Genomic DNA, 18,083 nt, shown 5'->3' with positions numbered 1-18,083 from the left:
CCCCCCCCCATACCACCTGTGGGCCCCATGGAAGGAGGAACCCCACCGCCCATTCCGTTGTTGTAGTACCCTCCCCCCGGGCGCGGCATCATTCCCATGCCTGCCGGGCCTTGCGCCGTTTGTCGGCGCACCAGCCAAATCACCAACAGCAGGGCTATCCCCCCCACCACCAACAAGGTTCCCCAAGGGGTATGGCCCGTTCCACCGGCAGGAACGGTGGCACTTCCCGTGCTGCGATCCAACTCATTTTTCAATTCGGCCACGGCACTTGGCTTGGCAAAGGGCAATCCAGGTTGAAGTTTCTGGGCCAAAGCCAGTTCATCTCGCCCACCTGCCAGATTACCGGAACGCGCCAGAACTTCGGCTTCGGTGAAATGAGCCTTGGCGCTGTTGGGGTGAGCGCGCAATACTTCCTGCATCATTTGCTGCGCCTCTTCCAGTCGGCCACTGCGCGTTGCTTCATAGACCTGTTCCAAACTGGGCTCAGCCCAGGCCAAGGTCCCTTGCAACAAGGCAAAGGTAACTAAAATATGACGAAAATGTAACTTCATGAATGCGTTCTCCTGATCGTTTCAGTGTTGCCCGAAGGTGACCTCGGCGGAGCACCCCTGTGCCCTCTCATTCCACCTGCTCAGATAGGGTCTGTTGACAGCCAACACAAGGGGGGCATGCGTTTTTCTCATTATCGCGCAGAAGCAGAGGTTCCAACTCCTGCCGGGGAACGGGCCGGGAAAAAAGAAATCCCTGCAAAAAGTCACATCCCAGAGCACGCAGACAATCTTTTTGCAACTTGGTTTCCACTCCCTCGGCAACGACGATCATCTGGGCCGATTTTCCCAATGCCACGATCATGCGCACGATTTGATTGTCTTCCCCGCTGTTCGGAATATTCTGGATGAAACTTCGGTCGATCTTGATCGTATCCAGGGGTAACTGGCGCAAATGGGACAAACTGGAATACCCTGTCCCAAAATCATCGAGGGCCAGATGAATCCCCAATTTGCGCAAACGCTGAAGCACTTTGGCCGAGCGTCCCGGATTGCGCAACACCATGCTCTCGGTCAATTCAAACTCGATCAGCCGAGGTGGGGCGCCCGTTTCCTCCAGTATCCTTTCCACGGTATCCACAAAGGCGTCAGACTCCACTTGCAGGAGGGATAAATTGATGGCCACTCGATGACCGTAAGACAAGTTTTGATCTCTCCAACTCACCACCTGACGACAGACTGCCCGAATGACCCACTCTCCAAGCGGAATGATCAAGGCGGTTTCTTCCGCCACAGAAATGAAATCGTCGGGTTGGACGAGTCCGCGGCGTGGATGTTGCCAGCGAATCAAGGCCTCCAGTCCACATAACCTTTCCGTGGACAGGCAAAATTTTGGCTGGAAATATAATTCGAATTCCTGCTCCTGAATGGCACGACGCAGGTCTCGTTCCACTTCCACCCGGGCCACGGCCCGGCGATTCATTTCCGGATCGAAGAAACGAAAACCCGATTTCCCACTCGCCTTTGCGACATACATGGCCGTATCTGCATGCTTGAGCAGAATATCCGCATCTATACCATCCTCCGGGTAAATGCTGATGCCAATGGAGGAGGTGGTATGAAAATCATACCCCCCCAGGACGATAGGCTGTTCGATGATCTCGATCAACTTTTCTGCAATGATGGCCAATTCCTGGTGCCCGGCAGGCTGTTGAAGCAATACCACGAATTCATCCCCTCCCAGACGGGCTACCGTATCAGAGGCTCGCACCCCTGCCTGGAGCCGCCGGGAAACAGAAATCAGTAACTGGTCTCCTGTGGCATGGCCCAATGAATCATTGACCCACTTGAAATTGTCGAGATCGAGAAAAAGCACCGCCAACTGATTCTGATTGCGTTCGGCCAGACGAATGGCCCGGGACAGACGATCCTGCAACAGGTGCCGATTGGGTAAACCCGTCAGGCGGTCATGGTTGGCCTGATAAATAAAACGGGCCTCACTTTCCTTCTGTTCGGTAATGTCCTTGAAAACGGCAATGTAATTCGTCACTTGCTGACTGGCGTCGCGCACCACGCTGAGACTGAGCCAACGGGGGTACAGAGTGCCATCCTTGCGCATATCCAGCAATTCCCCGCACCAATAACTGTTCATCTCCACTGCCGCCCATATTTGCGTCAGGGGCGTTTCATTGGGAACGCTTACCGTACTCGACAGCATTTCATTGCCCAACACTTCCTCTTCACTGTAACCGGTAATTCGCTTAAAAGCTTCATTCACGGTTAATAACCGGCGATCGCGCGCCGAGATCGCAATGGCATCCAGACTGCTGGCAAAGACTCGAGACCACAAATGTTGTTTCGCCTCTTCCCGCATGCGCAAGTTTTCATGACGCTCCATGTTGTCGGCCATTCTTTCCAGAATATCCGCCACCACGGTAATTTCATCCCGACGCGCAGCCCGTGCTTCCACGAGCGCACGTACAAATTCCAGAGAAACGCGATGCTGATCACTGAAATGGACCACGGCTCTTTGCAGGGCCTGCACGCGCCGAGCGCCTTCCAGCATCCATTTGCCGATGGAAAAAGCCAGAATTCCGCCCACCAGAACGAAGGTACTGAGCAAATAACCCAGACTTTCCCAAGAAAAAAAGACACTTCCTTCCGTGTAGGTCAAACCATCGCTCACCAAAAACACCAACAAAGCCAGTGCGCCTGCGCAGAGAACAAAGCGAAGGAGGGTCTGACGGGCGATGGATTGAAATCTTTCTGCGGACACAGCGACTCTCCGAATGTGCGGTGAGACCGAGGCCTTGCAAGAGTACCGCAAAAGTATCCCATTTAACAACAAACCGATGGAAATTCCCTTTTAATGGAATGACAGGAAGAATCCCATCACCATCACGGGAATTACGGCGGGAGAGAGAATCGTTGGCCAAAAAAGCAGCCCCACCAACCCCAGCAACCCCCATACCGTTCTACGTCGCCAACGCCAGGCACGCTCCCAGCGGTTCCATTCATCCCGCGCACGGGAGGGACTGCCCACCTGCCACATCAAGGTCAAGGGATATAATCCCCCACTCCAATGCAGCAGAGCCAAAGCGCGGAATGCTGCCACGCCTCCCTGCGTATCCCCCAGACGCCCAATGATCCTGGGTGCCCACTGGAGAATCCACTGTCCGCCCCAGAGTTGCTGGGCCCGTATCATTTCCACTGCCAAGGGGTGCCACATACTCTCTCACTTGACCTTTCCAGGAACCCGGAGGCGCGGCAGGCAACCCCAGATCACCCCTTGTCCGGAAAAGAACCCCAGATAATGCAAATCTTCCAGACGGGTCAACCAGCCTTCGGGAATCAGGGGAACCTCCTGCCACTGCCGTTGCAGCATGGCACCCGCGCGAGGTTGACCCTGCCACCAATACCGGGGAGCAGGGGCCGTCGTCCCTGCCTGACGTTTCTGGATCTGGACCCGGCCGGCCCGATCATTCAGCGTTCGACAAGATTCCGCATCCAGGGTACGAAATACCAACAGGTGGGCCGCATTTCCCACCATCATGCGGGCTGGAGCCATTCCCCCCATGGCCACCTCGAGATCGGTCAGGGTTTGAACTGCCAACGTCACCTGCATATCGCACTCACGTCCTTTATTGAGTAATTGCACAAACGTTTCTCCCGACAGTTCCGCTGCTTCATCCACAAAGATTCGCACCGCAGACCGTTGCACCGTGGAAGCACGGTAGCGATCCCCCGCCAGGGCCGCCAGTTCCCCCAATACCAGCGTTCCCAACATCTGAGCCACCCGCGCATTAGACAAGGCCCCCAAGGATACGTACACCACTGCACGTTGCTCGATGAGTTCCTTCAGGGTGAAACGTTTCCTCCCGGAATCACTTCCCAACAACGTGCCCAGGACGCCGGTGGCGAGGATTTCCAGAAGGGGCAATAGCGACACGATCATCTTCGAGTAATGCACGGCATCATGTCGGGCCAGGTGGTCCATACCCACGCTCAGCGTATGCTCCCGTCCCCACCGCTGCCAGCATGTCCGAACCAGTTGCCGGCCCTGGTCCCCCACATGAAAACGCAGGCTTGAAAAGGTCAGGGATTCATCCAATCCACGCAGGGCGGCAATGATCCGAAACAGGGTCATCCAGGCAAACTGGCCAAACACCGTTGCGCGTTCCGCGAGGGGCAAGAGTTGGCACAGGCGACTGGCCAGTTCCGAGGGATCTCGTCCAGCCGCCAGAACATCGAGGCAGCCACCCTGATGGGGATGGTGGGCATCGATTTCCAGATACACACGATGCCGTTGAAGCGCTGCACTTTGCAAGCAACGAGGGAAGGTCTCCCCTCCCTTGGGATCCAATACGAGCACGGTGTCCCCACGGGCCAAAGCCTGTAGGGCCATCAACAAAAATGCCTGGGTTTTCCCAGTCCCTGGCGCCCCCAGCACGATCATATGTCCACGCCCCTGGTTATCGAGCCAGACGGGACGATCTTCCCGCACCGGTGACAACTGATGGGGTTCTCCCATACTGGCATCCCAGTGCCGTTGCAAGCGGATGGCATCCCAGGGACCTCCCCACCCAAGCCAAAGCGCCGTCCGATGGTTTCGGATTCGCCGGAACAGGGAGTGGATACTGATTTCCCCGGCGGCAAAACGTCCTGATCGAAACAGGAGACGGTGTCGCCACATATCGGCACCACTGGCCAACATCAGAAGGTGGGTACTCAGATGCACAAACCAGGGGCCGTCCAAACCACTCCATTGACCAATCCACCGGAGACTCAAGGCAGCCAATCCCCAGCGTCCCCAGAAACGCAGGAAATAGCTAACCCCCGCCCCCATTTCAAGGTGATGCATGGGTCTGAAACCATTCCGAGATCCACCTCTGCCAGAGTGGGCTGGGACATACCGCAGAGACCCTGCGCTGCAGCAAGGGATGCCAACGCTCGATTCCTTCCGCCGGGGAGTGGCCCAGTACGCCCCGCGTCTGCCAGTACAGACACATCTCCCGAGATTCGGAGGGCAACGTGCCTCCTTCTGCGCCCAATCCCCGACGAAGATCTTCTCCAACCCTGGGCCAAAGCAGATACCACAGGCCGGCATCCTGCCAAATTCGACCCGGTTTCTGGCGTGGATCCCAAAGACCTTGAGTCAACAACCTGTCTGCCACCTGCCATTCCATTCCCCGTTCTTCCGCGGAGGTCCCGACCTCACTGCGTTCCACGGGATACAACGCCTCCTTACTTTGCTGCTCCAGCCAGAGCCAGGTTTCTCCTGCCAGAATGCGCCCTGCCAGATGATCCTCGCCCTGCCAGGACAGCGTCTCACTTCCCCGTGGTTCAAGCCAGACCTGGTGATTTCCCTGATGGGCACACCAACGCGCCAGTCCGGCCGAGAAACCGCCCCACCGACGTTCCCTTTCCACCTGACCCACAGGGGTCACCTGCCAGAACACGATGGCCCCATGCAGTTTTCGAATCAGCACCTCGAGGGTCCGCAGGCAGCATTCCTGCCCCGAAGTTCCCGTCCAGAAGGGCGCATGAAGCGATTCCTCGAGAGTGGAAGCCAAAATACCCGGCAATGGGGGCGACTCCCCTGGATGAAAGGTGTCCGGACAGGGCAAGTTCAGAACCCACTCGCTCATGCGTTCCACGGAAGGAAGCAGTACCCGTTCGAAGAGTTGAACTTCTCCGGCAAAACGGGCGGCCATCTGGTGCAGGGTCGAATGCAACAGAGGGCGGCAGCGGATTGCCGGGTGAACGGTCCAAAGAGTCATGGCTTGCCCCCCTGCAAACGCAGAGGCGCATTACCAGAGGATCTCTGTCGGCGCTGTCGACAGGGATCACAGCGGTATCCCTGGCGCAATCGACTCCAGGGTTGCACATAGAGACCTTGGCACCCCTGACACCGACATTGTTGCAAGTGACGCATTTCCAGGGACTTGACCAGCCACCAGGCACGATCCAGAGTCAGGCAGGGGGACAAGCCGCAGGAAAGAATCACATCGCGCCACTGGCTATACCCTTCCATAAGCGATGTACAGGCATCTTCCTCCTCCCCCACCAAATTCTTTACTCTGGAATAAATTTGGCAAAACAGCGAAGACTGGAGGAGATGCTTGCGCCTCAGGTACCATTGGTCCGAATTGGGAACCTGCCCCTTACGCGGAGATTCCCCATTAATTTCAAGAGACAGCTTCCGCAGGAACCAACTGGACAAATGGGTCAGGTCCGCAACCACGGGCACCCGTGCCCCCAGTTCCAGCAACCGTTCGGCCTGTCGGTAGCGCCGGATCTCCTGCTGCAAATCACGTTTGGTAGCCATGATCGCGCTCCCCTTCGCCCAGCAACAGAGCACGGGGCAAAGCCGCATCCGTCCCCATGGCGTATTGGCCCAAACATTCCCAGACCCGCATCGAACGCCAGCGTAGCCCCACCAAAAGTATGGGTGACTGGGCCAGATGATGGATTTCGGCGGCCGACATCTCCAACACCAAATCCGCCACCGGTGGGAGCAACCCAAGATTGAGGAGGCCCTGTAACCGGTCGCGCTGCAATACTTCGCGCGCCAGATACAACATGCCCAGATTGATTTCCGCAAAAGATTTGGCAAACCTGCTCATTACCATGACCTCCTTTCGTTTATCGTCAAAATTTCCCGTACCGGGAATCCTGACTATAAGGAAAGAAAGCCTGCTGCCCCAAGGGGCGAATGGGATTCCGAATTCATTGCCCATGAACCGGTCGGCAAAAATCAGTTCCCTGTAAATTTACAGGTGTGACAATCGTACCCCGTAAAGAAAAAAGAATCCTTTTCCCCCAGGGGATGCGTCCCTGTACACAAGGTCAGCCTGAAAATCTTCGGCGTTGCCCGGCCCTTCAAATTTTGGGAAGGGTGACGCCGTGCTGTCCCTGGTACTTTCCGCCCCGGTCACGGTAGGACACGTCACAGGTCTCATCCGATTCAAAAAAGATGACCTGGGCAACGCCTTCATTGGCGTAAATCTTGGCAGGGAGCGGAGTGGTATTCGAAAATTCCAGAGTGACGTACCCTTCCCACTCGGGTTCGAAGGGGGTGACATTGACGATGATGCCACACCGGGCATAGGTAGACTTTCCCAAACAGATCGTCAACACCGTGCGTGGAATGCGAAAATACTCCACCGTTCGGGCCAGGGCAAAGGAATTGGGCGGAATGATGCAAACCGGCGCCTTGACATCCACAAAGGAGTTGGAATCAAAATTTTTCGGGTCGACGATGGTGGAGTTGATATTGGTAAACAGCTTGAATTCGTCCGAACAGCGAATATCATAGCCGTAACTGGAGGTCCCATAGGAGACGATCCGTTGCCCATTCACCTCTTTGACCTGTCCCGGCTCGAAGGGGTCGATCATGCCATGCTCTTCAGCCATACGCCGAATCCAGCGATCCGCTTTGATACTCATCCCGATCTCCTCAACCACCACTCCGCCCCGGAAAGAGCCCTCCCTTTCCGGGTCCCTCTGCTCAAGTATTCTGCACCACGATCCTGGGAAACTTGACACTGGGGTTCTCACTCCGCTGCGCCACTTTGAGGGCCACGCGTTGCGCTATTTTACGATAGGTCTGGGCCAGAGAGCCATGGGGATCGGCAATCACCGTGGGTTTTCCCGAATCGGTCTGTTCCCGGATGCGGATATCGAGGGGCAATGCACCGATCAGTTCCGTACCAAAGTCGGCACACATACGCTCAGCCCCTCCCTTGCCAAAGATGGATTCCTCGTGACCACAGTTCGAACAGACATGGGTACTCATGTTTTCCACCACCCCCAGAATGGGAACCCCCACCTTTTCGAACATCTTGAACCCCTTGCGCGCATCGAGGAGTGCGATGTCCTGGGGAGTGGTCACGATCACTGCGCCAGTGACGGGAACTTTCTGGGCCAGGGTCAACTGGACATCCCCCGTTCCCGGCGGCATATCGACGATCAGATAATCCAGATCATCCCAATGGGTGTCGCGCAACAGTTGTTCCAGCGCCTGGGTCACCATGGGACCCCGCCATACCATGGGCTGATCAGGGTCAATCAGGAAGCCCACCGACATGGTCTGTAACCCATGCCCCATGAGGGGCTTCATGGATTCCCCATCTTCATGGGTTTCCGGATTCCCATGAATGCCCAACATGGTGGGCTGGGACGGGCCATAAATATCCGCATCCAGCATGCCCACGCGGGCACCCTCGGCCTGCAGGGCCAAGGCCAGATTGACGGCAGTGGTGGACTTGCCTACTCCGCCCTTGCCGGAGGCCACGGCGATCACGTTGCGAATCCCCTTGATCGGCGCAAGCCCCGCCTGCACCGCATGGGCCTTGATCCGGCTGACCAGGGTGACCGTCACCGCCGTCACCCCTTCAAGGCTGCCGAGTTCCTTGCGTAACCCCTGAATCACGGCTTCCCCAAGAGTCGCCACGGGATAGCCTAAAGCTACCGTCACACTCAGGTGGCCCTGGTCCTGACTCAATGCCTGCAAAGCCTTGGGCCCCAAGGGCTTACCTGTATTAGGGTCGATAAAACCCTGAAGACGTGCTTCTGCGGCGAGATTGGGCATAATTTCTCCTGAATCAATGATGAGAGGACGGTTTAACGAATCATTATAGTATGAGTCTCGAAAATCCCGCACCGGATTGATACAATGTCGGATTGCCAATCATTATCGGCCCCGTTTGGGCAGCTTTTGCAACCGGGTCAATTTCTCAGGATTACTCATGTCTCGCACCCTTCTCGTCACCAGCGCACTTCCCTATGCCAATGGCAGCATCCACCTCGGCCATCTGGTGGAACATGTCCAGACGGATATCTGGGTCCGTTTTCAGCGGATGCAGGGACATACCGTTCACTACTTTTGTGCGGATGACACCCATGGAACACCGGTCATGCTGGCCGCCAAAGCACGGGGATTGACCCCGGAAGCCATGGTTGACCTCGCCCATGCCGAGCATCTGGCAGACTTTCAGGGGTTCCACATCGAGCAGGACCTCTATTACAGTACCCACTCTCCCGAAACCCGGCACTATGCCACAGAGTTATACCTGCGCCTCAAGCAGAAAGGTCTGATCACCGTCCGTTCCATCGAGCAATTCTATGATCCCGTGGAAGCCATGTTCCTGCCGGATCGCTTCATCAAGGGCACCTGTCCGCGCTGCAAGGCCCCCGACCAATATGGCGATAACTGCGAGGTCTGTGGTGCCTCCTATGCCCCCACCGACCTGATCGAACCCCGTTCTGCCCTGTCCGGCGCCATCCCCGAACGGCGTCTGTCCGAACACCATTTTTTGCGACTGGCGGCGTGTGAGGACTTTCTGCGCGCCTGGACCCGCTCGGGGACCATTCCCGAAGAAGCCGCCAACAAACTGGATGAATGGTTCAAAAGCGGACTCACAGATTGGGACATTTCGCGGGACGCCCCCTACTTCGGCTTTGAAATCCCGGACGCCCCAGGGAAATTCTTTTATGTGTGGCTGGATGCCCCCATCGGCTACATCGGCACCTTCAAAAAATTGGCGGAAATGCAGGGGCTGAATTTTGAGGAGGCCTGGCGGGCTGACAGTCCCTGGGAACTCTACCATTTCATCGGCAAGGACATTCTTTACTTTCATGCCCTGTTCTGGCCTGCCGTACTGCACCAGTGCGGACTGCGTCCACCCACCCGCCTTTTCGTGCATGGTTTTCTCACCGTCAATGGCCAAAAAATGTCCAAAAGCCGAGGTTCCTTCATCACCGCCCGGCACTATCTGGAACGCCTGGACCCCAATTACCTGCGCTATTATCTGGCCGCCAAGTTGAATGGCAGCATGGAAGACATCGACCTCAACCTCGAGGATTTCACGGCCCGGGTGAACAGTGATCTGGTGGGCAAATACATCAATCTAGCCAGTCGCAGCGCCGGTTTCATCACCAAACATTTCGACGGTTACCTGGCTGTTTCCCTGCCCCCTGCACAAACAGCCCTCATCACCCAGTTCCAGAACCAGGCCACGGCCATTGCCCGGTCTTACGAAGCACGGGACACCAGTCGGGTGTTGCGCGACATCATGCAACTGGCCGACCTCGCCAATCAGTTCGTTGACCAGCACAAGCCCTGGGAGTTGGCGCGCGACCCGGCGCAGACCTTAGCTCTCCAGCAGGTGTGCAGTACAGTGCTGGAGTTGTTTCGCCTGCTCACCCTGTACCTCAGACCCATCCTTCCGCGCATTGCAGAAGACGTCGAGCGTTTTCTGGACATTCCGCCTCTCTCCTGGGCCGATGTGACCCATACCCTGGTGGGGGGGCACCGCATCCGGCCCTATACGCACCTGATTACCCGCGCTGATCCCGCCAAAGTAGGCGAACTGGTGGGGGCAAACCCACCGCTGCCCAAGTAATGAAGGACGAGGATGAAGCCTTCATGGGCGAAGCACTGAACCTGGCCCAACAGGCCGCCCAGGCGGGGGAGGTGCCCGTGGGTGCCCTTCTGGTCCAGGAGGGCAGAATTCTCGGGTACGGACATAATTCCCCCCTGAGCGCCTGCGACCCCAGTGCCCATGCGGAAATGCAAGCCATCCGCATGGCTGCCCGCACCCTGAACAATTATCGTCTGCCGGAATGCACCCTGTACGTCACCCTCGAACCCTGTTGCATGTGCGCCGGCGTCATTCAACATGCCCGTCTCAAACGGGTGGTGTATGGGGCGGCCGACCCCAAGACCGGAGCCTGTGGCAGCGTGGTGGACCTCTTTTCCGACCCTCGCCTCAACCACCATACCCAGATCCTCGGCGGGGTCTGCACCGAAGCCTCGGCTGAATTGCTCCGCAGCTTCTTTCGAGCGCGCCGATCGTGAGCGCGCCTCCTTTCATCCATCTGCGCCTGCACAGCGAATTCTCCATTTCTGACGGCCTGGTGCGCATCGACGAAGCCGTGGAACTGGCGCGCTCCCTGAATATGGGGGCCCTGGCCCTGACCGATCTCAACAATCTGTTCGGCTGGGTTCGTTTCTACCTGCAGGCCCGCAAGGCCGGCCTCAAACCCATTGCCGGCGCGGAAGTCTGGATCGCTTCGGACGAAGACCACCCCCATCCTTTCCGGATCGTCTTGCTGGCACGCACGCTCCCCGGCTACCACACGCTCTGTCGCCTGCTGTCGGCAGCCTGGCGCGAACATCAGGCACAGGGCATTGCTTATGTGCCCCTTGCCCTGCTGGCCCAGGAAAAAGAAGGACTTCTGGTCCTCTCCGGGGCGGACCAGGGAGATGTGGGTCAAGCCCTGAGTGCGGGGCAGTGGGACCTGGCCCGGGAACGGGCCCTGGCCTGGAAAACCCGGTGGGGGGATGACTACTATCTGGAACTTCAGCGGATCGGCGACCCGATGCGCGACCGACTCTGCGAACCCACGGTCCAACTGGCTGCTGAACTGGATATTCCCGTGGTCGCCACCCACCCCATCCAGTTTCCCGCACGAGAGGATTTCAAGGCCCATGAAGCCCGCGTGTGTATCGCGGAAGGTCGCCTGCTGGCAGATCCAAAACGCCCGCGTCTTTTTACCCCGGAGCAGTATTTCAAGTCCCCGGACGAAATGGCCGAACTGTTTCGTGACATTCCTGCAGCCCTTGCCAACTCGGTGGAAATTGCACGCCGCTGTTCTCTGGAATTGACGCTGGGGAAGCCCCGTCTTCCCGATTTCCCCACCCCCGACGGCATCACCCTCGACGATTTTCTGCGCCAGCAGGCCCACGAGGGCCTGGAACGCCGCCTGGCACAACTGTATCCCGATGAAACCCTGCGCCAAAAAGAAACCGCCACCTATCGGGAACGTCTGGATTTCGAGTGCCAGACCATCGTTCAGATGGGATTTCCCGGCTATTTCCTGATCGTGGCAGACTTTATCAACTGGTCCAAACATCATGGCGTGCCGGTGGGCCCTGGACGGGGATCGGGGGCAGGATCACTGGTCGCTTTCAGCCTGGGGATCACCGATATCGATCCCTTGCGGTATGACCTGCTCTTCGAGCGCTTCCTCAACCCGGAACGGGTATCCATGCCTGACTTTGATATCGATTTCTGTCAGGACGGACGGGACCGGGTCATCGACTATGTCAGGGAACGCTACGGACGGGATTCTGTAGCCCAAATCGCCACCTTCGGTACCATGGCGGCCAAGGCCGTGATTCGGGATGTCGGACGGGTACTGGATCTACCCTATAATTTTGTGGACCAACTGGCCAAGCTGATCCCCTTCGAAATTGGCATGACCCTGGCCAAGGCCCGGGAACAGGAACCCCAGATCAACCAGCGCGCTGCCCAGGAAGAAGAGGTCGCCGAATTGCTGACCCTGGCCGAATCCTTGGAAGGTCTCACGCGCAATGTCGGCATGCACGCGGGAGGCGTGCTGATTGCCCCCGGCAAATTGACTGACTTCACCCCGCTCTACCAGCCCGAAGGTTCGGAAGCCGTAGTCAGTCAATACGACAAGGACGATGTGGAAAAGGTTGGCCTGGTCAAGTTCGACTTTTTGGGGTTGCGCACCCTCACCATTCTCGATTGGGCGGTGCGCCATATCCAGGAACGGGCGCGCACCCCCGAGGAACGGCACTTCACGGTAGAACAGATTCCCCTGGACGATTCCAAAACCTATGCGCTCTTCGGCAGTGGCAACACCACCGCCGTCTTCCAGCAAGAATCGCGCACAGCCAAGGATATGGAAAAACGGCTCAAACCCGACAACTTTGAGGACATCATCGCCCTGATGGCCTTGAATCGTCCGGGGCCGCTCCAGTCCGGCATGGTGGATGACTTCATTCTGCGCAAACAGGGCAAGGCCGTCGCCGAATATTTCCACCAATCCCTGGAACCGGTTTTACGCCCCACCTACGGAGTCATCGTCTATCAGGAGCAGGTGATGCAGATCGCCCAGATCCTGGCAGGCTATACCCTGGGGGCCGCCGATCTGTTACGTCGCGCCATGGGAAAAAAGGATGCGGTGGAAATGGGTCGGCAGCGCAGTCGTTTCATCGAAGGAGCCACCACCCGTGGAGTCGGTGTCAAGTTGGCCACCCAACTCTTCGATCTGATGGAAAAGTTTGCCGAATATGGGTTCAACAAATCCCATTCGGCCGCCTATGCCCTGATTTCCTATCAGACCGCTTGGCTCAAGACCCATTACCCTGCCGAATTCATGGCCGCCACCCTGTCCGGAGATCTGGACGACACCGACAAGGTCGCGCTCTTCGTGGCCGATGCTCAGCAAAATGGATTGGTCATTCTGCCCCCGGACATCAATACGTCGGATTACCGTTTTCGTCCCGCCGGGGAAAAAACCATCCGGTATGGCCTCGGCTCGGTCAAGGGTACGGGGGAAGGGGCGGCTCTTGAAATCCTCAGGCAACGCAGTGGCTCCCCCCCTGAACCCTATCGAAGTTTGTTTGATTTCTGCCGGCGGACGGACAAACGCAGCGTCAATCGTCGGGTCATCGAAGCCTTGATCAAGGCGGGAGCCTTCGATACCCTGCACCCCAACCGCGCCGCCGCCCTCAATGCTGTGGAATCTGCTCTCAATCATGGGGAACAGGCCCAGCGTCATGCCCTGCAAGAAGGTCTGTTTGATGCGCTGGCAGAATCGGCCTCGAAGGACCCTCCCCTGCCCCCCCATCCCGAGTGGTCACCCAACGAGCAACTGACCCAGGAAAAATCCGTGCTGGGCTATTACTTCAGCGGTCACCCCTTTACGCACTACCGTCCCCAACTCCAGCACTGGGGATTGACCCCTCTGGATCAGTTGGCCCCCCGTGCCGAGTTGATTCGGGTGGCCGGAGTGGTGGTACAGAGCAGGGTCCAGCAAACCCGGCGCGGACGCATGGGAATGGTTACCCTGGATGATGGTTCGGCCCGTGTGGAAATCACCGTATTCAGTGAATTATTTGATCAGGTACGGCCCCTGCTCAAGGAAGATCGACTGCTGGTGGTGGAGGGTAAGGCAACCCTGGACAACTTCACCCAGGGGGTGCGACTCACCGCCGAACAGGTCCTGTCCCTACCCCAGGCCCAGACTCGCTTTGCGCGCCAGGTTACCCTGGAAGTTTCCCACAGCCAAAGCGCAAAAACCCTTGCTCTCCTGAAAGAACTGAAGCCTTCCTTCCAGCCCGGTTCCTGTGCTTTTGTGCTGCGCTACTGCCGTCCCGAGGTGGAGGCTTCCCTCCGTCTGCCTGACTTTCAACTGGATGAAGCCTTATGGGATCTGTTCCGTGCACGCTTTGGCGAGACCGCCTTGACCCTCGATTATGGAAATCGCCCGACCAACGAATGATGCACTGTTTTTACTGCGTCTCGAACCAAGCGTCCTGATCGACGAACCAGTCTCCTGCGCCCACCTGCCCCACCGGGAAACGTTGCCCCTGATCCAGAGCCTGCAGGATGGCGCGTTTACTCCCCCCCGTCACCAGAAAAACCCGTCGACGGGCTTGCTGCAACAGGGTCAAGCCCAGGGAAATGCGTTCGGGAGGAGGTTTGGGCGCGGAATACTCGGGCACCACCGGCGCTTGGGACAACAGGCTGGCATGCCCCGGAAACAGACTCGCCGTATGACCGTCTTCACCCATCCCCAGCAATACCAGATCAATGCCCCCCAACGTCTCCAGCACCTGGGCATGATGGGCACTACCGACCTCGGCCCCCCATTCCGCCCGCATGGGCTCGAAGCGGGCCGAACGGGGTCCTTCGGCCTGAAGCAGGGTATTTCGAATCAAGGTATCGTTACGTTCCGGATGGTCCACGGGAAGGCATCGTTCATCGCCCAAAGACAAGTCCAGACGCTGCCAATCCAGAACTTCCCTGGCCATCTGACGATAACAGGCCGCCGGGGTTTTGCCACCCGCCAGCACCCAATGAAAGCGGGGAGCCTGCGCCAGGCCCCTCCGGAGGATCTGCACCAGATGCTCCGTGGCGCCCAATGCAAGGGACTCCGAATCCGGGTACAGGTACACCCGACCATGGTCTTTCCAGAGAAAGGTTTGCATGAGGAGTACGACCTCAGAAGGGGTGCAGATCGGCTCCCGACGGATCGAGACCGTGACGCCAGAATTGATCTTCGTGGGAAAACAGACGGTAGGTGCCCCGGGGTCCCCAGGTTCCCGCCGGGTAGGTCTGGATGAATTCCCGTTCCGTGGCCCATACCTTGAGCACCGGATCCACGATTTTCCAGGCCGATTCCACCTCATCGATCCGCAAAAACAGGGAATGGTCGCCCTTGATCACATCCAGCAACAATTCTTCATAGGCGCTGTAATCGGTTTCATCACCTTGCCGGTAGGTGGCATCCAGACTCAAGGTACGGGTCTGCAACTCGAGTCCCGGCATGCGGACCTGCATCTCCACGCGCAAACATTCATCCGGTTGAATGCCCATCATGATCCAGTTGGGCTGTGCCGGTCCTGACCGTATGCCCCGCAACAAATCCTGGGGCGGTGTCTTGAACCGGATGTAAACCGCCGAACTGTTCTCGGCCATCCGTTTTCCGGTGCGCAGGTAAAACGGCACGCCCGCCCAGCGCCAGTTATCGATATACAGTTTCAAGGCCGCATAGGTTTCGGTGGTACTGTCGGGGGCTACCCCGGATTCTTCGCGATACCCCGGAACGGTTTCGCCATGAACCGCCCCCCCGACATATTGGGCGCGAAAGGCCTGGGCATGCACCGCATTGGGGGGGATGGCGCGAATCGACTGCAACACCTTGACCTTTTCGTCCCGCAGATGCTCTGCCTCCAGGGAAACAGGCGGTTCCATGGCCACCAGGGTCAGCACCTGCAACAGGTGGCTCTGGATCATGTCGCGCAAAGCCCCCGCACCTTCATAGTAATCAGCGCGTCCCTCGATGCCCAGGGTCTCCGAGTGGGTAATCTGCACATGATCGATGTGATGATGGTTCCACAGGGGTTCGAGCAGAACATTGGCAAACCGGAACACCAGAACGTTCTGAACCGTTCCCTTGCCCAGATAATGATCGATGCGATAGATCTGATGTTCCTGCAAGTGCCGATATAAGCCGGCTTGCAGGGTCTCGGCGCTCAGCAGGTCATAGCCGAAGGGTTTCTCGATCACCACCCGGCGCCAGCCATTCTTTTCCTGCAGCAAACCCTGGGTGCCCAACTGGTCGATGATGCCCGGATAATCCGCCGGACGCACGGCCATGTAGAACACATGATTGGTGGGAAATACGCCCCCGTCCTTCAACGTCACCTGAAGTGCCCGATAGGATGCGGGATCACTGGGGTCGATGCGTTGATAATGCCAGCGGGCCAGAAACCCTTCAATCAATGCATCCCGTTCCTGAGGAAACAGTTGCTGAATCTTGACGCGCCAGGAGTCCTGATTTTCCTCTTCGAGACTCAGTCCCAGAAACGTCAGCGACGCCGGCAAACGCCCCAGACGTTCCAACTGAAACAGAGCCGGAATCAACTTGTGCCGCGCCAGATTTCCTGCAGCCCCAAAAATCACCAGTGTGGTCGGTTCGAGTTCCTTCATGGGCATCTCCTGTTCACTGACCGCTGGCTTGAATGGCATGCCCACCAAAGGCGTGACGCATCACCGAAAGCAGTTTGAAGGTCAATGCATCCCGGTCCTGACTCTGAAAGCGCAGATGCAGGGCCAGACTGAGCACCGGTGCGGGTATCCCCTGTTCGATGGCCTCAATGGCGGTCCAGCGCCCCTCCCCGGAATCCGCCACCACCGCCGCCATCTGATTCCAGTCCACGCCCTTGCGCAGGGCATCCGCCGTCAGTTCGAGCAACCAGCTCCGCACCACCGACCCTTCCCCCCAAAGATCGGTGATCTTGGCTAAATCGAGATCAAAGGCCGTTTTCCCCTGCAACAGGGCCAATCCTTCCGCCAGGGACTGCATCATGCCGTACTCGATGCCGTTGTGAACCATTTTGACATAATGTCCTGCGCCCACCGGTCCCACATGGGCCCAACCCCGCTCGGGATGAGGGGCCAGAATCTCGAGGAAAGGACGCACCTGCCGAGCGACTTCCGGGGTCGCCCCCACCATCAGGCAATAGCCGTTTTCCAGCCCCCACACGCCGCCGGAAGTACCGGCATCCATGAAACCGATCCCCTTTTCCGCCAACAGGGCTGCACGCCGCTCGCTGTCGTGATAATTGGAATTGCCCCCATCCACCACCACATCCCCCGGCGCAAGGCGCTGGCTCAGTCCCACCAGTTGTTCTTCGGTGATGGGTCCGCTGGGCAACATCAGCCAAATCACCCGGGGTGCAGGAAGCGCAGCAATCAGGGCATCCACTGAGGAGGCCCCCACGATGCCTGCGGAAGCCACCCAGGAACTGACCACTTCGGGCGAATGATCATGGCCCACCACGGTCACTCCGGCGCGCGCCAATCGGGTCGCCATATTCCCGCCCATCTTGCCCAACCCTATCATTCCAATTTTCATGCCGGTTTCTCCCTTGACAATGGTCTCCGCTGCCCCGCTCGACAGGACTGACCCGTGGGCCATTCTAGTCCAGTTATCGAAGCAAATTGTGTCAATTCGCATCCCAGGTCCCGTCTCAGCCTATCGTGCTGACCTGCCCGGCAGCGTCTTACACCATAGATGTGTGAAATTTACCGCCATAGATGAAGCCCGGTGCAAAAACACGCAGACTGACAACCACAGACCCAACAACATACCGGGTGACCATTCACTGCATGAAGTATCATTCGGTGTGACAGAGTGCAATATCCGGACATCATCGGATGTTGCACTTTGAACTTCAACCCATCTCCGCGAGAATCCCCTCGCTTTAGCCATGGGGAGGAAAGCGGGAAGTTGGTTTTGACTTAGATTTATCTTGCATTATATATCTAGCATCTGTATAATTAGTACATGAGCGATTACACCATAAAATACAAGAGCAACCTGAACGTAGTTTACTCCTGTAAGTACCAGGTTATTTGGTGTCCTAAGTATCGGCGTTCGGTTTTAGTGAAGGGCGTTGACGTTCGTCTGAAAGAAATTATACAAGACGTTGCTACTGAGTATAAATGTGAAATATTGGAACTTGAGGTTATGCCGGATCATGTACATTTA

The 18,083-nt window shown here is 57.5% G+C and carries 15 protein-coding genes and 1 pseudogene; 4 read left to right on the top strand and 12 right to left on the bottom strand.

Going from position 1 to position 18,083, the window contains the following annotated elements:
- The 9 genes from IV91_RS0104355 to apbC all read right to left on the bottom strand — a co-directional run.
- On the bottom strand, window positions 1-551 hold a 551-nt coding region (locus IV91_RS0104355; RefSeq protein WP_051862062.1), incomplete at its 3' end, for a tetratricopeptide repeat protein.
- A gap of 67 nt (window positions 552-618) precedes the next feature.
- Window positions 619-2,763, bottom strand: a complete 2,145-nt coding sequence (locus tag IV91_RS0104350) for a putative bifunctional diguanylate cyclase/phosphodiesterase (protein WP_051862060.1) — start codon at window positions 2,761-2,763, stop codon at window positions 619-621.
- A gap of 90 nt (window positions 2,764-2,853) precedes the next feature.
- Window positions 2,854-3,216 (bottom strand): hypothetical protein, encoded by a 363-nt coding sequence (locus IV91_RS0104345; RefSeq protein WP_031596318.1) that lies wholly within the window; start codon window positions 3,214-3,216, stop codon window positions 2,854-2,856.
- A gap of 6 nt (window positions 3,217-3,222) precedes the next feature.
- The gene (locus IV91_RS0104340; protein WP_031596317.1) at window positions 3,223-4,848 is read right to left on the bottom strand and encodes a type IV secretion system DNA-binding domain-containing protein; all 1,626 of its coding nucleotides are present in this window, start codon (window positions 4,846-4,848) and stop codon (window positions 3,223-3,225) included.
- Window positions 4,835-5,767 (bottom strand): hypothetical protein, encoded by a 933-nt coding sequence (locus IV91_RS18355; protein ID WP_031596316.1) that lies wholly within the window; start codon window positions 5,765-5,767, stop codon window positions 4,835-4,837. The genes IV91_RS0104340 and IV91_RS18355 overlap by 14 nt, the downstream gene beginning before the upstream one ends.
- The gene (locus IV91_RS0104330; protein ID WP_031596315.1) at window positions 5,764-6,315 is read right to left on the bottom strand and encodes a FlhC family transcriptional regulator; all 552 of its coding nucleotides are present in this window, start codon (window positions 6,313-6,315) and stop codon (window positions 5,764-5,766) included. Before IV91_RS0104330 ends, IV91_RS18355 begins: the two co-directional genes overlap by 4 nt.
- Window positions 6,299-6,613, bottom strand: coding sequence for a flagellar transcriptional regulator FlhD (locus IV91_RS0104325; protein WP_031596314.1), 315 nt, complete (start codon window positions 6,611-6,613; stop codon window positions 6,299-6,301). The genes IV91_RS0104330 and IV91_RS0104325 overlap by 17 nt, the downstream gene beginning before the upstream one ends.
- Before the next feature lie 256 nt (window positions 6,614-6,869).
- On the bottom strand, window positions 6,870-7,436 hold the full coding sequence (dcd, locus tag IV91_RS0104320; protein ID WP_031596313.1) for a dCTP deaminase: 567 nt from the start codon (window positions 7,434-7,436) through the stop codon (window positions 6,870-6,872).
- 61 nt (window positions 7,437-7,497) lie between these two features.
- Window positions 7,498-8,580 (bottom strand): iron-sulfur cluster carrier protein ApbC, encoded by a 1,083-nt coding sequence (apbC, locus tag IV91_RS0104315; protein ID WP_031596312.1) that lies wholly within the window; start codon window positions 8,578-8,580, stop codon window positions 7,498-7,500.
- A 157-nt stretch (window positions 8,581-8,737) separates the two neighbouring features.
- Here apbC and metG point away from each other — a divergent pair.
- The 3 genes and pseudogenes from metG to dnaE all read left to right on the top strand — a co-directional run.
- Window positions 8,738-10,375 (top strand): annotated as a pseudogene (gene metG, locus IV91_RS0104310) (methionine--tRNA ligase); the annotation flags it as partial.
- Window positions 10,376-10,392: 17 nt separating this feature from the next.
- Window positions 10,393-10,848 (top strand): tRNA adenosine(34) deaminase TadA, encoded by a 456-nt coding sequence (gene tadA / locus IV91_RS0104305; RefSeq protein ID WP_031596308.1) that lies wholly within the window; start codon window positions 10,393-10,395, stop codon window positions 10,846-10,848.
- On the top strand, window positions 10,845-14,306 hold the full coding sequence (gene dnaE, locus IV91_RS0104300) for a DNA polymerase III subunit alpha (protein WP_084189915.1): 3,462 nt from the start codon (window positions 10,845-10,847) through the stop codon (window positions 14,304-14,306). The genes tadA and dnaE overlap by 4 nt, the downstream gene beginning before the upstream one ends.
- A 10-nt stretch (window positions 14,307-14,316) precedes the next feature.
- Here dnaE and pgl read toward each other — a convergent pair whose 3' ends face one another.
- From pgl to gnd, 3 genes are read right to left on the bottom strand one after another with little or no spacing between them, the layout of a single operon-like run.
- Window positions 14,317-15,015 (bottom strand): 6-phosphogluconolactonase, encoded by a 699-nt coding sequence (gene pgl, locus IV91_RS0104295; RefSeq protein WP_051862056.1) that lies wholly within the window; start codon window positions 15,013-15,015, stop codon window positions 14,317-14,319.
- Between the two features lie 13 nt (window positions 15,016-15,028).
- On the bottom strand, window positions 15,029-16,519 hold the full coding sequence (gene zwf / locus IV91_RS0104290) for a glucose-6-phosphate dehydrogenase (protein WP_031596303.1): 1,491 nt from the start codon (window positions 16,517-16,519) through the stop codon (window positions 15,029-15,031).
- A 13-nt stretch (window positions 16,520-16,532) separates the two neighbouring features.
- The gene (gene gnd / locus IV91_RS0104285; RefSeq protein WP_031596302.1) at window positions 16,533-17,447 is read right to left on the bottom strand and encodes a phosphogluconate dehydrogenase (NAD(+)-dependent, decarboxylating); all 915 of its coding nucleotides are present in this window, start codon (window positions 17,445-17,447) and stop codon (window positions 16,533-16,535) included.
- 432 nt (window positions 17,448-17,879) lie between these two features.
- On the opposite strand from gnd, the gene tnpA reads away from it, so the two are divergent.
- A partial coding sequence (tnpA, locus tag IV91_RS0104280) for an IS200/IS605 family transposase (RefSeq protein WP_031596300.1) occupies window positions 17,880-18,083 on the top strand: 204 nt, incomplete at its 3' end.

The organism is Ferrovum myxofaciens (assembly GCF_000735045.1).
In the GTDB taxonomy this organism is placed as follows: Bacteria; Pseudomonadota; Gammaproteobacteria; order Burkholderiales; family Ferrovaceae; genus Ferrovum; species Ferrovum myxofaciens.
The sequence above is the reverse complement of the archived record's forward strand: the minus strand, read 5'-3'. Positions and strand labels throughout refer to the sequence as shown.

Bases quoted from the DNA above. Each gene is read 5' to 3' on its own strand.
- zwf (WP_031596303.1), bottom strand. From the start codon at position 16,519: ATGAAGGAACTCGAACCGACCACACTGGTGATTTTTGGGGCTGCAGGA.
- gnd (WP_031596302.1), bottom strand. From the start codon at position 17,447: ATGAAAATTGGAATGATAGGGTTGGGCAAGATGGGCGGGAATATGGCG.
- IV91_RS18355 (WP_031596316.1), bottom strand. From the start codon at position 5,767: ATGACTCTTTGGACCGTTCACCCGGCAATCCGCTGCCGCCCTCTGTTG.
- IV91_RS0104345 (WP_031596318.1), bottom strand. From the start codon at position 3,216: ATGTGGCACCCCTTGGCAGTGGAAATGATACGGGCCCAGCAACTCTGG.
- IV91_RS0104340 (WP_031596317.1), bottom strand. From the start codon at position 4,848: ATGCATCACCTTGAAATGGGGGCGGGGGTTAGCTATTTCCTGCGTTTC.
- tadA (WP_031596308.1), top strand. From the start codon at position 10,393: ATGAAGGACGAGGATGAAGCCTTCATGGGCGAAGCACTGAACCTGGCC.
- IV91_RS0104325 (WP_031596314.1), bottom strand. From the start codon at position 6,613: ATGAGCAGGTTTGCCAAATCTTTTGCGGAAATCAATCTGGGCATGTTG.
- pgl (WP_051862056.1), bottom strand. From the start codon at position 15,015: ATGCAAACCTTTCTCTGGAAAGACCATGGTCGGGTGTACCTGTACCCG.
- IV91_RS0104330 (WP_031596315.1), bottom strand. From the start codon at position 6,315: ATGGCTACCAAACGTGATTTGCAGCAGGAGATCCGGCGCTACCGACAG.
- dcd (WP_031596313.1), bottom strand. From the start codon at position 7,436: ATGAGTATCAAAGCGGATCGCTGGATTCGGCGTATGGCTGAAGAGCAT.
- apbC (WP_031596312.1), bottom strand. From the start codon at position 8,580: ATGCCCAATCTCGCCGCAGAAGCACGTCTTCAGGGTTTTATCGACCCT.